At 44.6% G+C, this 17104-nt stretch carries 14 protein-coding genes and 1 pseudogene; 10 read left to right on the top strand and 5 right to left on the bottom strand.

Annotated features, from left to right (window positions below):
• Positions 1-56: 56 nt before the first annotated feature.
• A complete protein-coding gene (locus DSM107010_RS10285) occupies positions 57-2384 on the top strand; it encodes a GumC family protein (RefSeq protein WP_127022897.1) in 2328 nt (775 codons plus the stop codon).
• A gap of 85 nt (positions 2385-2469) precedes the next feature.
• Here DSM107010_RS10285 and DSM107010_RS10280 read toward each other — a convergent pair whose 3' ends face one another.
• From DSM107010_RS10280 to DSM107010_RS38310, 3 genes are all read right to left on the bottom strand, one after another.
• Positions 2470-3756 carry a bestrophin family protein gene (locus DSM107010_RS10280; RefSeq protein ID WP_106167499.1) on the bottom strand — a complete coding sequence of 429 codons (1287 nt, stop codon included), beginning with the start codon at positions 3754-3756 and terminating at the stop codon, positions 2470-2472.
• Positions 3757-3829: 73 nt separating this feature from the next.
• Entirely contained in the window at positions 3830-5740 is a 1911-nt protein-coding gene (locus DSM107010_RS10275) for a GAF domain-containing protein (protein WP_106167498.1), read from the bottom strand.
• 430 nt (positions 5741-6170) lie between these two features.
• Complete coding sequence (locus DSM107010_RS38310) at positions 6171-6314, bottom strand: hypothetical protein (protein WP_158265858.1); 144 nt, start codon at positions 6312-6314, stop codon at positions 6171-6173.
• Between the two features lie 130 nt (positions 6315-6444).
• Between DSM107010_RS38310 and DSM107010_RS10270 the strand changes: the two genes are divergently transcribed.
• The 9 genes from DSM107010_RS10270 to DSM107010_RS10230 all read left to right on the top strand — a co-directional run bounded on the left by DSM107010_RS10270 (position 6445) and on the right by DSM107010_RS10230 (position 15738).
• Positions 6445-8421, top strand: coding sequence for a phosphodiester glycosidase family protein (locus DSM107010_RS10270; protein ID WP_241994180.1), 1977 nt, complete (start codon positions 6445-6447; stop codon positions 8419-8421).
• 327 nt (positions 8422-8748) lie between these two features.
• The gene (locus tag DSM107010_RS10265) at positions 8749-9168 is read left to right on the top strand and encodes a phosphomannose isomerase type II C-terminal cupin domain (protein WP_015156712.1); all 420 of its coding nucleotides are present in this window, start codon (positions 8749-8751) and stop codon (positions 9166-9168) included.
• Between the two features lie 85 nt (positions 9169-9253).
• Positions 9254-9580, top strand: a complete 327-nt coding sequence (locus DSM107010_RS10260) for a HesB/IscA family protein (protein ID WP_106167496.1) — start codon at positions 9254-9256, stop codon at positions 9578-9580.
• Between the two features lie 150 nt (positions 9581-9730).
• The gene (gene rpsL / locus DSM107010_RS10255) at positions 9731-10105 is read left to right on the top strand and encodes a 30S ribosomal protein S12 (protein ID WP_015156710.1); all 375 of its coding nucleotides are present in this window, start codon (positions 9731-9733) and stop codon (positions 10103-10105) included.
• 300 nt (positions 10106-10405) lie between these two features.
• Entirely contained in the window at positions 10406-10876 is a 471-nt protein-coding gene (gene rpsG, locus DSM107010_RS10250; protein ID WP_015156709.1) for a 30S ribosomal protein S7, read from the top strand.
• Between the two features lie 133 nt (positions 10877-11009).
• Positions 11010-13085: an elongation factor G gene (gene fusA, locus DSM107010_RS10245; protein ID WP_015156708.1), complete on the top strand. Its 2076-nt coding sequence runs from the start codon at positions 11010-11012 to the stop codon at positions 13083-13085.
• A gap of 111 nt (positions 13086-13196) precedes the next feature.
• The gene (gene tuf / locus DSM107010_RS10240; RefSeq protein ID WP_015156707.1) at positions 13197-14426 is read left to right on the top strand and encodes an elongation factor Tu; all 1230 of its coding nucleotides are present in this window, start codon (positions 13197-13199) and stop codon (positions 14424-14426) included.
• Positions 14427-14628: 202 nt separating this feature from the next.
• Positions 14629-14946, top strand: a complete 318-nt coding sequence (gene rpsJ / locus DSM107010_RS10235; protein WP_015156706.1) for a 30S ribosomal protein S10 — start codon at positions 14629-14631, stop codon at positions 14944-14946.
• A gap of 147 nt (positions 14947-15093) precedes the next feature.
• Positions 15094-15738 carry an LON peptidase substrate-binding domain-containing protein gene (locus DSM107010_RS10230; RefSeq protein ID WP_015156705.1) on the top strand — a complete coding sequence of 215 codons (645 nt, stop codon included), beginning with the start codon at positions 15094-15096 and terminating at the stop codon, positions 15736-15738.
• Between the two features lie 116 nt (positions 15739-15854).
• On the opposite strand, the gene DSM107010_RS10225 is transcribed toward DSM107010_RS10230, so the two are convergent.
• Positions 15855-16610: an ABC transporter ATP-binding protein gene (locus DSM107010_RS10225; protein WP_127022891.1), complete on the bottom strand. Its 756-nt coding sequence runs from the start codon at positions 16608-16610 to the stop codon at positions 15855-15857.
• 20 nt (positions 16611-16630) lie between these two features.
• A pseudogene (locus DSM107010_RS10220) lies at positions 16631-17029 on the bottom strand (hypothetical protein); the annotation flags it as partial.
• Positions 17030-17104: the final 75 nt, after the last annotated feature.

The following is a 17104-nucleotide window of genomic DNA, read 5'->3' as shown; positions in this document are numbered from 1 at the left end:
ACCAGCAGGGCTATTCCTGTTTTTTCCTTCATCAACTGCCTAATAACGACATAAATATGGAAGAGCAATATCGAACTCAGCATTTAGCAACAGAAAGAAATGGTAAGTATTCGCAGATGTCATTGCCATCCTATGTTGCACATTACTCAGAGTTACCTCAGGCAGAAGAATGGAGTTTGTCTCAGCTTCTGGCAGTTGTACGTCGTCGAGCGCCGATTATCGCTAGTGTAGCGATCGCTTGCTGCGTGACTACCTGGGTATGGACATTAACTCAACCAGCCAAGTATGAAGGAAAATTATCGGTATTGGTAGAGCCAGTCAAGGCTGAAAATAAATTATCGGGATTATCGAACGTTCCAGTTGTGAATGCTAGCCCAAAAGGGCAAGAATCTTTGGATTACAGTACACAGATTATTGTTTTGCGTAGCCCCGAAATTCTAATTCCTATCGCTAAAAATATTTCTGTGCGGTATCCAGATATTAATTATGCTTCTTTACTAGAAGGCTTGAAGGTTTCTCGCTATCAAGAAACAAAAATTTTAGAAGTTAGCTATCGAGATTCCGACCCACAGAAAATTCAATTTGTTTTAGAACAGCTAGCTAAAGGATATTTAAAATACAGCTTACAGGAGCAACAAACAAATCTACGCCAGGGAATTCAGTTTGTTAATACTCAGTTACCTCAATTGCAAGCACGAGTCAACAGCTTGCAATTGCAATTACAAAGATTTAGAGAACAATACAGCTTATTTTCTCCCGAAGAAAAAACAGGACAGCTATTTGAAAAATATAGCACTTTAGAATTTCAGAAATTAGAGATTCAAAAAGATTTAGCGGAAGCTCAAAAACTCTACAATGCCTTACAAAGTAAATCTGGCACTAAGTTAGCGCTAGAACTAGAAGCAAAAGCTCGTCATGGGGTGGGAACTTTGCAGCAACAATCGACAGTTGACCACCCTCAAAAATCGCCAGCGATCGCGGCTATAGATGAATCCTCTACGCCCAGTCGTGCAATATCACCGCAAGCCCAGCAAGATGCTCCTCAATATCAGAGTTTACTCGCTCAGTTGCAGAATATAGATACTGAAATTGCCAAGAATGCAACTATTTATCGAGTAGATAGTCCGTACATTCAGTCGCTGAAACAGAAACGGGAAAGTCTGCTGCCACTATTACACAAAGAGGGAGTGCAGGCACTAGAAAATCAACGTGCGTCAGTATTAAGCCAACTTTCCATACTCCAAGTCAGAGCCGCCAAGAACGCCCAAGCACTCGATCGCTTAAATCGAGAAATCGACGGAATGCCAAATTTGGCACGTCGTTACACTGACTTACAGCGAGAGTTAGTTATTGCTACTGAAAGTTTGAACCGTTTTCTAGAAAGGCGGGAATCGCTGCAAATCGAAAATGCTCAAAAAGAGACTCCTTGGCAACTCATTTCACCACCTCAGTTACCTTCTATCCCGATATTTCCTAATATTCCACGATTCCTGATCTTAGGCATGGTAGCTAGTATCTTAGCTGGAATTGGAGCAGCGCTACTCGTGGAAAGGCTCGATAATGTGGTTCATTCACCCGATGAGTTGAAGGAAGCGACAAAGCTACCAATATTAGGTATAATTCCTTTCCATAAAAACCTAGCTAAGCATCTGGCAGATGGAGAAACGAATCAGAGGCAAGAGAACAGCAGGTCGCGTTCCCACAGAAATGCTTATGGCTATCACTATTTCCCTTTCTTAGAATCTTTCCGATCGCTGTATACTAACATCGGCTTTTTAGGTTCCGATACACCGATCCACTCTCTCGTCATCAGTTCTTCCGTCCATGCTGACGGTAAATCTACTATCTCAACTCACTTAGCCCAAGCAGCAGCAGCAATGGGACGCAGAGTGTTACTAGTCGATGCAGATCTACGTTTACCGCAGATTCATCACATTCTACATTTATCCAATGACACGGGATTGAGTAATGCAATAACAACTAACGTACCAGTTGCCGATTTAATTCAGCGATCGCCTGCCTGGGAGAACTTGTTTGTCTTAACCGCAGGTCAAATTCCTCCCGACCCTACCAAACTGTTATCCTCTCACAAGATGCGCAACATCATGGAGCAGTTGCGGCAGCAGTATGACTTAGTGATTTACGACACTCCACCACTTTTAGGTTTAGCAGATGCGAGTTTGCTGGCTCCTCTAACCGCAGGAATTGCGATCGTCACGCGGATGGGTAAAACTGACCGTGCGCTGCTAATGCAGACCCTCGATCAGTTAAAACTATCTCGCACTCAAGTTTTAGGTGCAATTTGTAACGGGGTGAAAGATTACAAAGCTACAACTTCTTACCATCACTACTACTATCAACCTCGAACTCGGGTAGCAGAATAGTTTCATGTTAAATTTTAGATTTTAGGGTGTGCTACGTAGTTTACCGTGTAGAGACGTTACATGTAACGTCTCTACACGGACTATGTTAGAGTACCCTACTATTACTACCATTATGAGGAGCTAGAGCAATTAAATCTTCCACATTATGCAGTATGGTATTGCAAATGATATCGAGTGGTAAATCGCAAGAGTTGCGTCCGAAAGGCTCTTCAATTTCAGAACCAATTTGTTCGATACTTAATAAAATGAAACTCACAAAAGTAATAATGCTGCTAGTAAACCAATTTACCTCCTTCACAATTTCTAAGGGAATAACAAGGCAATAGACAAAAACTAAATTTTTCAAAATTAACGGATAAATTAAAGGTAGTGGTGTTTTTAAAATGCGTTCGCAGCCTCCTAAAATATCTACTAACTGGTCTACCAATTTTTGTAGCGACGTTAACTGATAAATATTCAAGCGATCGCGATCGTGTTGCTCCTGCAAATAATCTCCAATCCAAAAAGCAATTTGTAGGGGTGGATGGTTTGTGTATTTCAACCGAAAAAACTGAGTTTCTGCTACTAAACCACTTAGCTCATCAGTGACGTGTTCGCCTCTTAAATGTAGTTTCATCGCCACGGCAAAAGCCACAATTAATCTAAGAGTGTACTCTTTTTGCGCCCGGTCTTGTGGTGTCTCCTCTTTGACACCAATCCACAAATCACGAGTTAAGTTGCGCACTGTATTCACTAAACTACCCCATAGCTTGCGCCCTTCCCAAAATTTTTCATGGGCTGTATTAGTACGAAAAACTAATAGTAAAGGTAAGCCAATATTGAAAATTAATACTGCTCGCGTAATTGCATCGCTCTCTTCTGGTATTGATACAGGAATGCCAAAACTATAAAGTACAGATATTAAAAAGCCATAACTACTTAAAACAAGTACCCAAGGCAAAACCCCAGGAAAAACAGCTTGAGTCAGGCGAAACACAATCTGAAACAAATTCAAGGTTTCTCCAGTATATAGCCGATACTTCTCCACAAATTTGCTATTGGCTTTTTTAGGTTTATCGCGGCGATCGGGCGGCTTTTGCTTAAGCTTGGATGGCGAAGATTGAGTTTGAGAATAAACTGTTACATTGCAATCTTTTAGCAAAAAACCTTTATCTGTCTTTGCACCCATTTGTCCGATAATTTTCGCCACCCACTGATGATAATTCTCCTGAGCTTGTTCTAGCTTTTTATAAACATGAGGTTTTAATGTTAGCGTAACTATTTGACCATCTAGATCGATTTCAAACTGCTTCCAGCCATTAGCAATAGTTCTCACACTATCTGGTAGGCGCTCGATCTTGACAGTTAGTTCTAGCTTACCTGGTGTGGACATAGCTTTTTCAGTAGAGTGTGGGGATAAGTCAAAAGTCAAAAGTCAAAAGTCAAAATCAACTGATAACTGATAACTAGAATGCAACCGTAGCATCATGTTCTTTGTCTTCAGAATTGAAGCAATTTGTTTGCGGTGATGATGACTTTGCCGTTGGTGGTTGTTGCGCTGTTGTTGGAATACAGCCATCAAGATGCATGGCAATTTGGGCGATTTGAGCTAGTTTGCCATGTAATTGTGCTTGTTCCAAAGCAAAACCTACATCGATCGCGACTTGGGTATAGAAGTCAATTTCAGTTTGCTGCCATTCCCTAAAACCAAAGCATTGATGGGCAACTAACAAGCCAAATAGCTCATCTTGCATCAGGATAGGTGCTATGAGGCTACTCTTAACGGCAAAGCGCTCTAAATTATGAATGCAGCGATCGCTGAGTCCGGCTGTATAAATATTGTTAACAGCACGAGCGTAACCAATTTGCTCGTATGCAGTGCGATCGTTCCGCCAGAAAGGATCGTCAAGACGATGATTTAAAGCTTGGGGTAAGCCAGGGGTGACTGATTCAGCTATAACTGTGCTACCGCGATCGCGATCGCAGCGATAAACTACCACGCGCTCGGTTTGTAGAGCAGATTTGAGTTCGTCTGTCACAGTTGTCAAAATATCCGACTGTACGAGCGATCGTCGCAACCGTAACGCTATTTGTTGCCGCATCTGTACTTGCTTGGCTGCTGTGGCTCGATACTCTAGCAGCGCTACCCGATCCAGTGCCAAGCCAATTTGAACGGCAATCTGCTTGAATAAATCGATTTCTGTTGGTTGCCAAGTACGGGGTGCAGTACACTGATGGGCAATGAGCGAACCTACCAGTTTACCGTTACTAACAATTGGTGCAACTAATTGAGCTTTGACGGCAAACTGTTCTAAGGCATCGATTCGATCTATCGTTAGTCCAGCAGTATGAATGTTGGCGATCGCTCGTACTCCCTGACGATCGCTCTGTTGAATCTCGCTTTCGTACCCATAAAAGCGATCGAGCGGATGATTTAGGGTTTGAGGCAAACCAGGAGCAACTGATTCTGCTACAACAATGCCGCTACCATCTGTAACAAAACGATAAACTAATACTCTATCTGCTTGAAATATCTGTCTCATTGTTGTGGTGACAGCATTAAACAGATCGGATGATGAGCGCGCTTGCTGCACTACCTGAGTCATTTGTTTTAATCTCTGGGCATACTCCACAGCAGATTGCCGCTCTTGTTGTGAGATCTTGTGTTGCAGGATCGAGCTGACTATAGTGGCAAGTTGTCTAAACAACTCGACCTCTTCTATCTGCCAGTGACGAGGTGCGTTGCAGTGATGGGCAATTAGCAAACCTAGCAGTCCATTGTCGCTTGTAATTGGTACGACTAAACTTGCTTTAACTGCAAGTTGTTCCAAAGTTTTGATGTGACACTCAGTCAAATCCGCAGCATAGATATTAGCGATCGCCCGTATCCGTCCGTCACTATATTGTCGTGCGTAATCTTCTCGGAAACAAGGATCGTCTATCCGGCAACCAATGGCGTTGGGAAACTGAGCAGTTACCGATTCTGCTACTATCGTGCCACTCCAATCGCGATCGAAACTATAGACGAGGACTCGATCGGTTTGGATTGCTTGTCTAATTTCTAACAGTAGGTTGTCTAAACAATCTTCGCGATTGAGCGATTGAATCGCAAGCGATAAAATTTTGTTGAGAATTTCTCGATCGCGCAAGTAAGTTTGCTTGCGCGATCGACTCGCTCCACAACTATTTGAAATATCAATATCGATAGACGATCTTCTAAAGTTACGATAGATATTACGATAGGTAAGACTGTACTTATCTGTAGCAGTTTTGGGAGCGAAGTCGAAGGAATTTGCCTCCATTTCATCAACCTCAAAAATTTCTCTATTACTAGAAAATACAAAACTTAACGTTCTCGTCAACAGTAGTTCGCTCAAAACGTTAGTTCAATCTGTCTAGCACTACTAGCTACTATCTATACCTCTTTATTTTCTCTATTGTTGAAGAGAATTTCTAATTTTAGGGGCTATTTCTGCTAAATCGTGCAGTTTATAGTCTGTTAGCGAAGAAAAAAAAGATTGCTACAAAGCCTAGCTTGGCATAGCTTTTATTCGCATAGCCTTCCTGTCAAGGCAGTCTTGAGTTAGTCTTTTTGTATATTTAGCGTGACAAAGTTGCGATCGCATAGAACAATATAGCTAAATAGCTTACCTCGTTGAACTAAAATAGCTTCGGTGGTTTCCGTAGTAATTTGTGTATCAAAAGTATTTTAATGAAACTAAATTATCAAAATATTTATACGATCGATAAAAAGACAAAACTATCATTAAGAGCTACTCAGTTTATTTGGAGAAAATTTTACGAGTATTAAGTATTAAAAAATACTCTCCTTTCACAGTAACCCGATCGGTCGTCAATCGATCGTCGGACATTAAAGTCATTTCGCGATCGCCGATCGCTGATGAGATACTTTTCTGCGATCGGTAAAAAGCTAAGAAGAATTCTTACCACAGACGTTACATGTAACGTCTCTACACTGACAACTGATAACTGTCATACAATTGACCGTTAGCTATCTTTATGTTAGGAATAGCTACTTGTGCTAATGCACCCAAATTCCTGCTCGATCCTGACTCCTGCTGTGAAACGAAAATTTTGTTTGCTGCCAACTTCAGCATTATTATGGTTGCTAACTACAGCACCGTGGCTGACGTTCACTGCTGCTAATGCTCAACTTCAAGCGCCTGTAACCCCACCTGTTACGCCATCATCCGTACCGCAAAATACCCCCAGCCGTTCCACCACACCAAATGGGCTACTTGCAGCAGGCGATCGCATCTCCTTGAACGGTCGCATTCTATCCGCAGCTTGGCGACAGTGGGAAGCGCAGCCAGCCACAAATAGGATTCAAACGGCAATTAGCGATGTAGGATTGATGCAACTGGGCGTAGACTTACTGAATACTCAGGATGTAACCCGACAACCGATTCGGTGGTTTACGACTCCTGATACTCCACCACTCGTCTCAAGCATCTGGCACAGTGGCGCGTATCGTTATTTAGATCTATCTCAATTAGCAGCAAAAGTAGGTTGGCAACTGCAAAGCGAAGGTGACGTTCTGCGGATTACTACGCCAGCTGCAAAGATTACAGGACTACGCCAGGGTAAACAAACTTGGGGCGATCGCTTGGTAGTAGATTTAGATCGCCCTACGCCCTGGCAGCTAACGCAACAGCCTCCAGTCACTAAACCAAAAGTGCCGCTTGCCGAACTCCCAGACGATCCAAAACAGCAATTACCATCTCAGGCAGTCTCTGCCCTCTCACCTCCATATCAACAATGGAAGATAGCAATCGACGCTGCGATAAATCCTGAATTAGCCCAGCAGTTAAACGCTAATCTAGCCATCCAATTGCCAAAACAGAGCCAGATTTCACCGACTCCTCTCGTTAAATTAGGCACGACTGCCAATCTCACCACGATCGATCTCAATTTACCTGTAGGCATCTTCCCCCGCGTCAGTACCCTCAGCCAACCCAACCGCATCATTATCGATTTGCGCCCCGATCCGATAGTGGAACGGAATATTTTGTGGGCTAGAGGCGTGCGTTGGCAACAAAAGTATATTAAGTTAGGTCGCGATCGCTTTCCCGTGACATGGTTAGAAGTCAACCCCCGCACCACAGGACTAGCCCTTAGACCAATTTGGAGTGCAGTAAATTCTCTGATTGGGACTGCGCCGATTGTGACCACCGCTCAACGTTATACAGCTGCTGCTGCCATTAATGCTGGATTTTTCAACCGCAACAATAAATTACCCTTGGGAGCAATTCGTCGCGAGGGGCGCTGGCTGTCTAGTCCAATTCTCAACCGAGGCGCGATCGCTTGGAACGATGCCGGGCAATTTAAAATCGGTCGCTTGCAACGCCAAGAAACAGCGATCGCCTCTACGGGGCAAAGTTTGCCAATCGTCAATCTGAATAGCGGCTACATTCAAGCCGGAATTTCCCGTTATACCTCTGACTGGGGAACTACCTATACGCCCTTAACTAATAATGAAGCGATCGCGATCGTCCAAAATAATCAAGTTACCGCTAATCTGTCAGGCGGTTTAGCCGGAAAAACAGCCTTTCCCATTCCCCTCAACGGCTATTTACTTGCATTCAGGACTGGTAGTACTGCTAATCTACTACCTATTGGTACGCTGTTACGCTTGACCGATGGCACTGTTCCTAGCGAGTTTGCCCAATATCCTCACGCGATCGGTGCTGGACCATTATTAGTTCAAAACCGCCAAATCGTTCTTAACGCCAAAGCAGAAGGATTCAGTGATGCCTTCAGCCGCCAAACTGCCGTGCGTAGCGCTATTGGTGTCACGGCAACAGGTAATTTGCTCATTGCTACAGTTCACAACCGAGTTGGTGGGACTGGTTCTACTTTATGGGAAACTGCCAAGCTCTTGCAGCAAATGGGTAGTATTGATGCTCTCAATCTCGACGGAGGTAGTTCCACCAGCCTTTACTTAGGGGGACAACTCGTCAATCGCTCTCCTGTCACCGCAGCCCGCGTTCACAATGGGTTTGGCATTTTTCTAGAAACAGAAAGCAGAAAGCAGTGACCAGTTATCAGTGACTAGCTATCAGTTATCAGCGCTAATCATTGTCAACTACCAATTACCCATTACCCATTACCAACTACTAACTACCTTTTTTGATGAAGATTATTTAAAGCTTAACGACTAGTAAGTAAAGAATTGATGTAGCCCATACCAATCGGCAAGTTTACTGATGACACTCCTCGGAAGAAGTCTGCTATCTTGGGCTAAGGCTATACTCGACATATTATTGCTATTGCATTGCTATTGCTGCGGTTATTACTGTCACTGTCTTTTGCTTTGGTTCCTTTTATTTTTAATAGTGGATAACAATTATCAGGAGAAAAATTCATGGTTCAAACTCAAGAAACTTCCCAGGCTCACGCGCCTACTCTACCGATTCCTACCGCAGTTGCTCCTAAAAGCGTCGCCGCTACGGAATTACGTCCTTGGGGTTCTTTTACGGTATTAGAAGAAGGGCGCGGATACAAAATTAAGCGAATTGAAGTTAAACCAGGGCATCGCCTCAGCCTGCAAATGCATCACCACCGCAGCGAACACTGGATTGTTGTTTCTGGTACTGCCAAGGTTGTGTGTGGCGATCGCGAAATTATGCTTTGTAACAACCAATCTACCTACGTACCTCAGTGTACCTCCCATCGTTTAGAAAATCCCGGCGCAATCCCCCTGATACTCATTGAAGTACAAAACGGAGAATACTTGGGCGAAGACGATATCGTCCGATTTCAAGATGACTATTCTAGGGGCTAGGGGTTAAGGGCTAGGGATTAAGGTTTAGTATTATACTCTTCATATCACCCTACTCCCTGCTCTCTGCTCCCTACTGCCTAGTTCAATGATTCAAATTAGTCCCTCTGCTGCTAAAGAAATTCAACGACTTCGATCTAAACAGAGCAACCCCGATGCTTTCTTTCGTTTGTGCGTGCAAGCTGGGGGTTGCTCTGGTTTGTTTTACGATTTGAAATTTGACGAGGCAACAGAGCAGAGCGATTGCCTTCTAGACTGCAACGGTATTGTTGTAGCGATCGATGCCGACAGCTTAAACTACATTCAAAATTTAAAACTCGATTATTCCGAAGATTTAATGGGTGGAGGATTTCGCTTCTCTAATCCTCAAGCGATCGCCACTTGTGGTTGTGGTAACTCTTTTGCTATGGAATGAGGGAGTCGGAAGTGGTGCGTGAAAATACTCTTGTCAACTACCAATCACCTATTACCCACTATCAATCCCACCAGTTTGACATAAATTTACTAAAATCGGTATAATCATAGATCGTTAAATTTAAGCAGCTAAAACTACGCGCTGTAAATCATGCCAACCATACAGCAGCTCATTCGTAACGAACGTCAAGTAGCGAAAAAGAAAACAAAATCCCCTGCTCTGAAACAATGTCCGCAACGTCGGGGCGTTTGTACAAGAGTATATACAACCACACCGAAAAAGCCCAATTCAGCTCTACGAAAAGTTGCTAGGGTTCGCCTAACTTCTGGTTTTGAGGTTACGGCATATATTCCCGGTATCGGACATAACCTGCAAGAACACTCCGTCGTCATGATTCGTGGTGGTAGGGTAAAAGATCTACCAGGCGTGCGGTATCACATCATTCGCGGTACTTTGGACACCGCTGGAGTAAAAGACCGCAAACAAGGACGCTCGAAGTACGGAACTAAGAGACCAAAGCAGTAAGGTAATTCTGCTGCTGACATCATTGCGGTTATAAGATTTTTACTTTTTTTGAGGTGAGATGCCTAAAATCGGAATGAAAGTCAGCGCCAGCAGGCAAAATAACGGTATATCTAACTAGTAAGCTTTACCTGTCGTCATAATAGCTAAAGCTTCGGCTAAGCAAAAGTGCGATCGCGGCGACGCAATAAACGGTGTTAGATGTTTCAACTGCCTTGTGCTAGTTACCTCAAAGCCACCATGCCATGAAAACTTAGTTCTGTTGTTGCCAACCCCAATCAAACTAAACGTAAAGAATAACTTATGTCCCGTCGTGCTGTAGCGCAAAAGCGCCCCATCCCTTCCGATTCCGTATACAACAGTCGCCTGATTAGTATGATGATGCGCCGCGTCATGCGCAGTGGCAAGAAATCGCTGGCAGCAAGAATCATTTATGATGCGATGAAAACAATCGAAGAGCGTACTGGCAACGATCCGCTGGAAACTTTCGAGAAAGCCGTGCGGAATGCTACACCTTTAGTAGAAGTCAAAGCTCGTCGGGTGGGAGGAGCAACCTACCAAGTACCGATGGAAGTCAGACCAGAACGGGGAACGGCACTGGCATTACGCTGGTTGATCCAATTTTCTAGACAGCGTTCCGGTCGTTCTATGTCTATGAAGTTGGCGAACGAATTGATGGATGCTGCTAATGAGACGGGTAGTTCGATCCGCAAACGGGAAGAGACTCACCGGATGGCTGATGCCAACAAAGCCTTTGCTCACTACCGCTACTAAAAAGTTGCTCGAAAAAAGCGATAAAACTAGGCAATATCCCCCTATTTTGGTGGCGGCTTTCCCTAAAAGTATAGAATCTTAACAGAGAGTAATATAGAGATACCTGCGGCAAAAACTACTCAAGGAGGTAGCTGTGGCACGTACCGTTCCGCTGGAAAAAATCCGCAATATTGGAATTGCGGCTCACATTGATGCGGGCAAGACAACAACGACAGAACGAATTCTGTTCTATTCTGGAATGATCCATAAGATCGGTGAAGTCCACGAAGGAACAGCGGTAACTGACTGGATGGCTCAAGAGCGGGAGCGTGGCATTACAATTACTGCTGCTGCGATCACCACCAACTGGAGAGACCATCAAATTAATATCATCGACACTCCTGGTCACGTAGACTTCACGATTGAAGTGGAACGTTCCATGCGGGTATTAGATGGCGTAATCACAGTCTTATGCTCCGTAGGTGGCGTACAGCCTCAAACAGAGACAGTTTGGCGACAAGCAGATCGGTATAAGGTGCCACGCATCATCTTTGTCAATAAGATGGATCGGACTGGAGCAGATTTTTACCGAGTATACAATCAGGTGCGCGATCGCCTCCGCACCAACGCAGTACCGATTCAGCTACCCATTGGTAGTGAAACAGACTTCAAAGGTCTGATCGATCTAGTCAAGATGTGCGCTTACATCTACGGCAACGATCAAGGTACGGATATTCAAGAAGTAGAGATTCCTGCCGATCTGCAAGAGCTAGCACAAGAGTATCGCACGAAGCTAGTTGAAGCAGTAGCAGAAACCGATGAAGCCTTACTAGAGAAGTATCTAGAAGGTGAAGAACTGAATGAAGCTGAAATCCGTAAAGGGCTGCGACAAGGCACAATTGCGGGTACGATTGTCCCCGTGTTATGCGGTTCTGCCTTCAAAAATAAAGGCGTGCAGCGCTTGCTAGACGGTGTTGTAGATTACCTGCCAGCACCTACAGAAGTTCCGCCAATTCAGGGAACAACCGTCAATGGCGAGACAGTCGAGCGCTTTGCTGACGACAATGCACCGCTGTCAGCACTCGCTTTCAAAATCATGGCTGACCCATACGGGCGCTTGACTTTCGTGCGCGTCTATTCTGGCGTGCTGAAAAAAGGTAGCTACGTCCTCAACGCTACTAAGAACAAGAAAGAGCGAATTTCTCGCTTAGTAGTATTGCGAGCAGATGACAGGATCGATGTTGAAGAATTGCGTGCAGGCGACTTGGGTGCGGCATTAGGATTAAAAGACACTTTGACAGGCGATACTTTGTGTGACGACAGTGCGCCAGTCATTTTGGAATCTCTGTTTATCCCAGAGCCAGTCATCTCGGTAGCAGTAGAGCCAAAGACCAAGCAGGACATGGACAAATTGTCCAAAGCGCTGCAATCCCTTTCTGAAGAAGATCCTACTTTCAGGGTTAGTGTCGATCCCGAAACGAACCAAACCGTAATTGCTGGGATGGGCGAACTCCACCTAGAAATTCTGGTAGACCGGATGCTCCGCGAATTTAAAGTGGAAGCAAACGTGGGAGCGCCACAAGTAGCTTACCGCGAAACCATTCGCAAGCACGTCACGAAAATAGAAGGGAAATTCATTCGTCAGAGTGGTGGTAAAGGTCAGTACGGTCACGTTGTCGTTGACCTAGAACCAGGCGAACCAGGCAGTGGGTTTGAATTTGTCTCTAAGATAGTTGGTGGTTCTGTACCTAAAGAGTACATTGGACCTGTAGAACAGGGGATGAAGGAAACTTGCGAATCTGGCGTACTAGCTGGGTATCCGCTGATTGATGTCAAAGCGACATTGACCGATGGCTCTTACCACGAAGTAGACTCGTCGGAAATGGCTTTCAAAATTGCTGGCTCAATGGCAATGAAAGCAGCAGTAGCAAAAGCATCGCCAGTGCTACTGGAGCCAATGATGAAAGTCGAAGTTGAAGTCCCCGAAAACTTCCTGGGGGATGTGATGGGCGACCTTAACTCTCGTCGCGGTCAAATCGAAGGCATGGGATCGGATCAAGGCTTATCCAAGGTAACTGCTAAGGTTCCGCTGGCAGAAATGTTTGGTTATGCTACAGATATCCGCTCGAAGACCCAAGGTCGGGGTATCTTTTCAATGGAGTTTAGCCATTACGAAGAAGTACCTCGCAACGTAGCTGAAGCAATCATTGCTAAAAGCAAAGGGACATAAATGGAGTTGTTAGCTGTTAGTTGTTAGCTGTTAGTTGACTTCTAATCGCTAATTGCTAATCGCTAATTGCTAATCGCTAATCGCTTTCAATAAAAAAGGAACCGAGAACTCATGGCACGCGCAAAGTTTGAGAGAACTAAACCTCACGTCAACATTGGTACAATTGGTCACGTCGATCACGGCAAAACCACGTTAACGGCAGCTATCACCATGACCCTAGCAGCTTTGGGTCAGGCAAAAGCTAGAAAATACGACGATATTGATGCAGCTCCAGAAGAAAAAGCACGGGGGATCACCATCAATACCGCTCACGTAGAGTACGAAACTGAAAACCGCCACTACGCTCACGTAGACTGCCCAGGACATGCTGACTACGTGAAGAACATGATCACGGGTGCGGCGCAAATGGACGGCGCGATCCTGGTAGTATCTGCGGCAGACGGTCCTATGCCCCAGACTCGCGAACACATTCTGTTAGCCAAACAGGTGGGAGTTCCCAACATCGTCGTTTTCCTGAATAAGGTAGACATGGTAGACGATGAAGAATTGTTGGAACTCGTAGAACTGGAAGTGCGCGAACTTTTGAGTTCCTATGACTTCCCTGGCGATGATATTCCCATCGTCAAAGGCAGTGGGTTGCAAGCACTGGAAACAATGATTAAAGCTCCTACAACTGCGCGGGGTGACAATGAGTGGGTTGATAAAATCTACGAATTGATGGATGCCGTAGATAGCTACATTCCTACTCCAGAACGGGATGTTGATAAGCCTTTCTTGATGGCAGTAGAAGACGTATTTTCGATCTCCGGTCGCGGTACGGTTGCAACTGGTAGAATCGAGCGCGGTAAAGTCAAAGTTGGCGAAACCGTAGAATTAGTCGGGATCAGAGGCACTCGTAGCACCACCGTTACTGGTGTAGAAATGTTCCAGAAAACCTTGGATGAAGGTATGGCTGGAGACAACGTAGGCGTACTACTACGGGGTTTGAAGAAGGAAGATATCGAGCGGGGTATGGTAATTGCCAAGCCTGGTAGTATTACACCTCATACCCAATTTGAGTCTGAGGTATACGTGCTGACAGATAAAGAAGGTGGTCGTAAGACACCTTTCTTCGCTGGCTATCGTCCCCAGTTCTACGTACGGACAACTGACGTAACTGGCACAATTACCGCATTTACTGCTGACGATGGTAGTGCTGCTGAGATGGTGATGCCTGGCGATCGCGTCAAAATGACCGTAGAATTGATCAACGCGATCGCGATCGAACAAGGAATGCGCTTTGCAATTCGCGAAGGCGGTCGTACTATTGGTGCTGGTGTTGTTTCTAAAATTGTGAAGTAGAACGACCAGCTATTAACTTAGAGCAGAAAAGCTAAGCCTAATGGGGTATAATGCTTTTCTGCTTTAATTTGTTGTTTGTCACTAATCATTTGTCATTGGTGGTAAATACAAATGACGAATGACCAATGACCAATGACAGCCCAAACGAGTTTCTTATAACTCCAACGAGATTACTGAATAAACCGAACCAAGAAAACTAAAAATGGCTACCCTTCAGCAGCAAAAAATTCGCATCCGCTTACAAGCTTTTGACCGCCGCTTACTCGATACCTCTTGCGAGAAGATTGTTGATACGGCAAACCGGACAAACGCTACAGCTATCGGTCCAATTCCCTTACCTACAAAGCGCCGCATTTATTGCGTGCTGCGATCGCCCCACGTTGATAAAGATTCTAGAGAGCATTTTGAAACTCGCACTCATCGCCGAATTATTGACATTTACCAACCTTCTTCTAAAACAATTGACGCTTTAATGAAACTCGACTTACCTGCGGGTGTAGATATTGAAGTCAAGCTGTAACGCTATTTTTTGAGTTGTAAAATGCTCGTTGAGTTACTGACGGTTGACGGTCGCTCGTCAACTGTCAGCCGTCAACTGTTAACTAATTGTAAACAAATCCGTTAAAGTAAAAACAGGATGCGCAGTTACCGTTTTTACGAATAGACAATGACATCTTCTTCTCAAATAGCGGTGCGAGAACTCCCACTGTTTCCATTGCCAGAGGTAGTGCTTTTTCCCAATCGCCCCCTACCTCTACACATTTTTGAGTTCCGCTACCGAATTATGATGAATACAATTCTAGAAAGCGATCGCCGCTTTGGGGTACTATTGTGGGATCCCGTGCAAGGTCAACCTGCTAGAGTTGGATGCTGCGCTGAAATTATTCAGTATCAGCGTTTACCGGACGACCGGATGAGAGTAGCTACTCTCGGACAGCAGCGGTTTCGGGTCTTGGAATACGTGCGAGAAAAACCTTACAAAGTTGGTTTAGTGGAATGGATTGAAGACAATCCACCACAAAAAGACCTTAGACCTTTGGCACGAGAAGTAGAGCAACTGCTGCGAGATGTGGTTAGGCTATCTGCTAAATTGACAGAACAGGAGATAGATTTACCAGAAAATATTCCCGATTTACCTACAGAATTATCCTACTGGGTAGCCAGCAATCTTTACGGTGTCGCAGCAGAACAGCAAACACTGTTAGAAATGCAAGATACGGCGGCGCGGCTAGAGCGGGAAGCAGATATTCTTAAGTCTACGCGCAATCATTTAGCAGCAAGAACGGTGTTGAAAGATACTTTTGAAGCTTGATAATAATCTCTCAGCCTCTTTTAACAAGGTGGAGATGAAGATCCCCCCAACCCCCCTTAACAAGGGGTGATATTTGAAACGATCCCCCCAACCCCCCTTAACAAGGGGGGCTTTCTTTAGAGCCATTCTTGGGTTGCTTTTGTTTCAGCTTGGATTAAATTCGCTTTTAATTTGTCCCAGTCAAGTTGACTAGAATTGGACGCATTTTGGCTCAAACGTCCTGCTTGCAGGAATAACACTTGCGTACAAAATTGTTTAGCTAATTCGAGTTGATGATTGACCATTAATATTGTTGTTTGACCGCTATCTGCTAGTTGGATTAATACTTCGATTAAATGAGATGCTTTACCTGCATCCAAAGCAGAAGTTGGTTCGTCGAGTAAAAGAATTTTCGGTTGGGTAGCTAAAGCACGGGCGATCGCAACGAGTTGTTTTTGTCCGACTGAAAGTTGTAGTTCCGTCTTTTCTAACCAGTCTTCAGGGATATTTAGCCGTTCCATCCAATAGGCAATTTGCTGCTGAATTTGCGATCGCGGCATTTTGCGTAAAACTAGAGGATATTGCAAAGCCTCTCTGACTGTCATTCCCAATAGTTTTGATTCTTGCATTACTAGCGTCACTTGTTGGCGCAACTGAATTGCGGGAATTTGACCATATTCTTTCTCTTCTAAATAAATCGATCCGGCTGTAGGTTCGCTGAGGCGATTGACAATCCGCAACAAAGATGTTTTTCCCGCTCCAGAAGCACCGATAATTGCAATGCGATCGCCTGGAAATGCCTCAAAGGAAATATCCTGCAATAAGTACTGAGAACCTATTGTTGCAGCTAGGCTGACTCCTTCTAGTCTTAATTGTGCTACCTCACTCCTCACTCCTCGCCCCCAGAGTTGAATTAGTTTAATGCGATCGCAGTGGTAACTGTCCAGGCATCAACTAATAATAACAGCAGAGTAAATACCAACAAAATTAAGTACATCCAAGGTTGGGATAAGGGAATGACATTTGTGGTGTCAATTCCAGTTTTTGCTTGTACTTCCCGCACCAATTTGGCAAATCCAGCCACCCGCATCGGGAGTAAATAAGCTTTCCCTTCCTGGCTAAGGAAATAGTATACGAGTCCGCCTTGTCCGGTAGTACGGGGTTTTAACTCTTTGACTTCCGACCAAGGTAAAGACCAACCGTGCCGAAACCACTTAGGAACCCATAGGGGATATGTCACCTGAATTCCTTGGTCATCTAGTATGACTCGTTCGCTGAGTGCGGCGTATAGGGCAATGAAACCGATGCTAATGGGACTTTGTAAAGAAAGAGCGTGAAATCAGGGTAGAATACAAACCAAGACTCAGATTTACGTCAGTCTCGACAG

This window comes from Chroococcidiopsis cubana SAG 39.79 (genome assembly GCF_003991895.1).
Classification (GTDB): Bacteria; Cyanobacteriota; Cyanobacteriia; order Cyanobacteriales; family Chroococcidiopsidaceae; genus Chroococcidiopsis; species Chroococcidiopsis thermalis.
Note: the sequence above shows the minus strand (reverse complement) of the source record. Positions and strands in the feature narration are given on the sequence as shown.

Bases quoted from the DNA above. Each gene is read 5' to 3' on its own strand.
- rpsG (WP_015156709.1), top strand. From the start codon at position 10,406: ATGTCCCGTCGTGCTGTAGCGCAAAAGCGCCCCATCCCTTCCGATTCC.
- DSM107010_RS10280 (WP_106167499.1), bottom strand. From the start codon at position 3,756: ATGTCCACACCAGGTAAGCTAGAACTAACTGTCAAGATCGAGCGCCTA.
- DSM107010_RS10265 (WP_015156712.1), top strand. From the start codon at position 8,749: ATGGTTCAAACTCAAGAAACTTCCCAGGCTCACGCGCCTACTCTACCG.
- tuf (WP_015156707.1), top strand. From the start codon at position 13,197: ATGGCACGCGCAAAGTTTGAGAGAACTAAACCTCACGTCAACATTGGT.
- DSM107010_RS10260 (WP_106167496.1), top strand. From the start codon at position 9,254: ATGATTCAAATTAGTCCCTCTGCTGCTAAAGAAATTCAACGACTTCGA.
- DSM107010_RS10230 (WP_015156705.1), top strand. From the start codon at position 15,094: ATGACATCTTCTTCTCAAATAGCGGTGCGAGAACTCCCACTGTTTCCA.
- rpsJ (WP_015156706.1), top strand. From the start codon at position 14,629: ATGGCTACCCTTCAGCAGCAAAAAATTCGCATCCGCTTACAAGCTTTT.
- DSM107010_RS10285 (WP_127022897.1), top strand. From the start codon at position 57: ATGGAAGAGCAATATCGAACTCAGCATTTAGCAACAGAAAGAAATGGT.
- rpsL (WP_015156710.1), top strand. From the start codon at position 9,731: ATGCCAACCATACAGCAGCTCATTCGTAACGAACGTCAAGTAGCGAAA.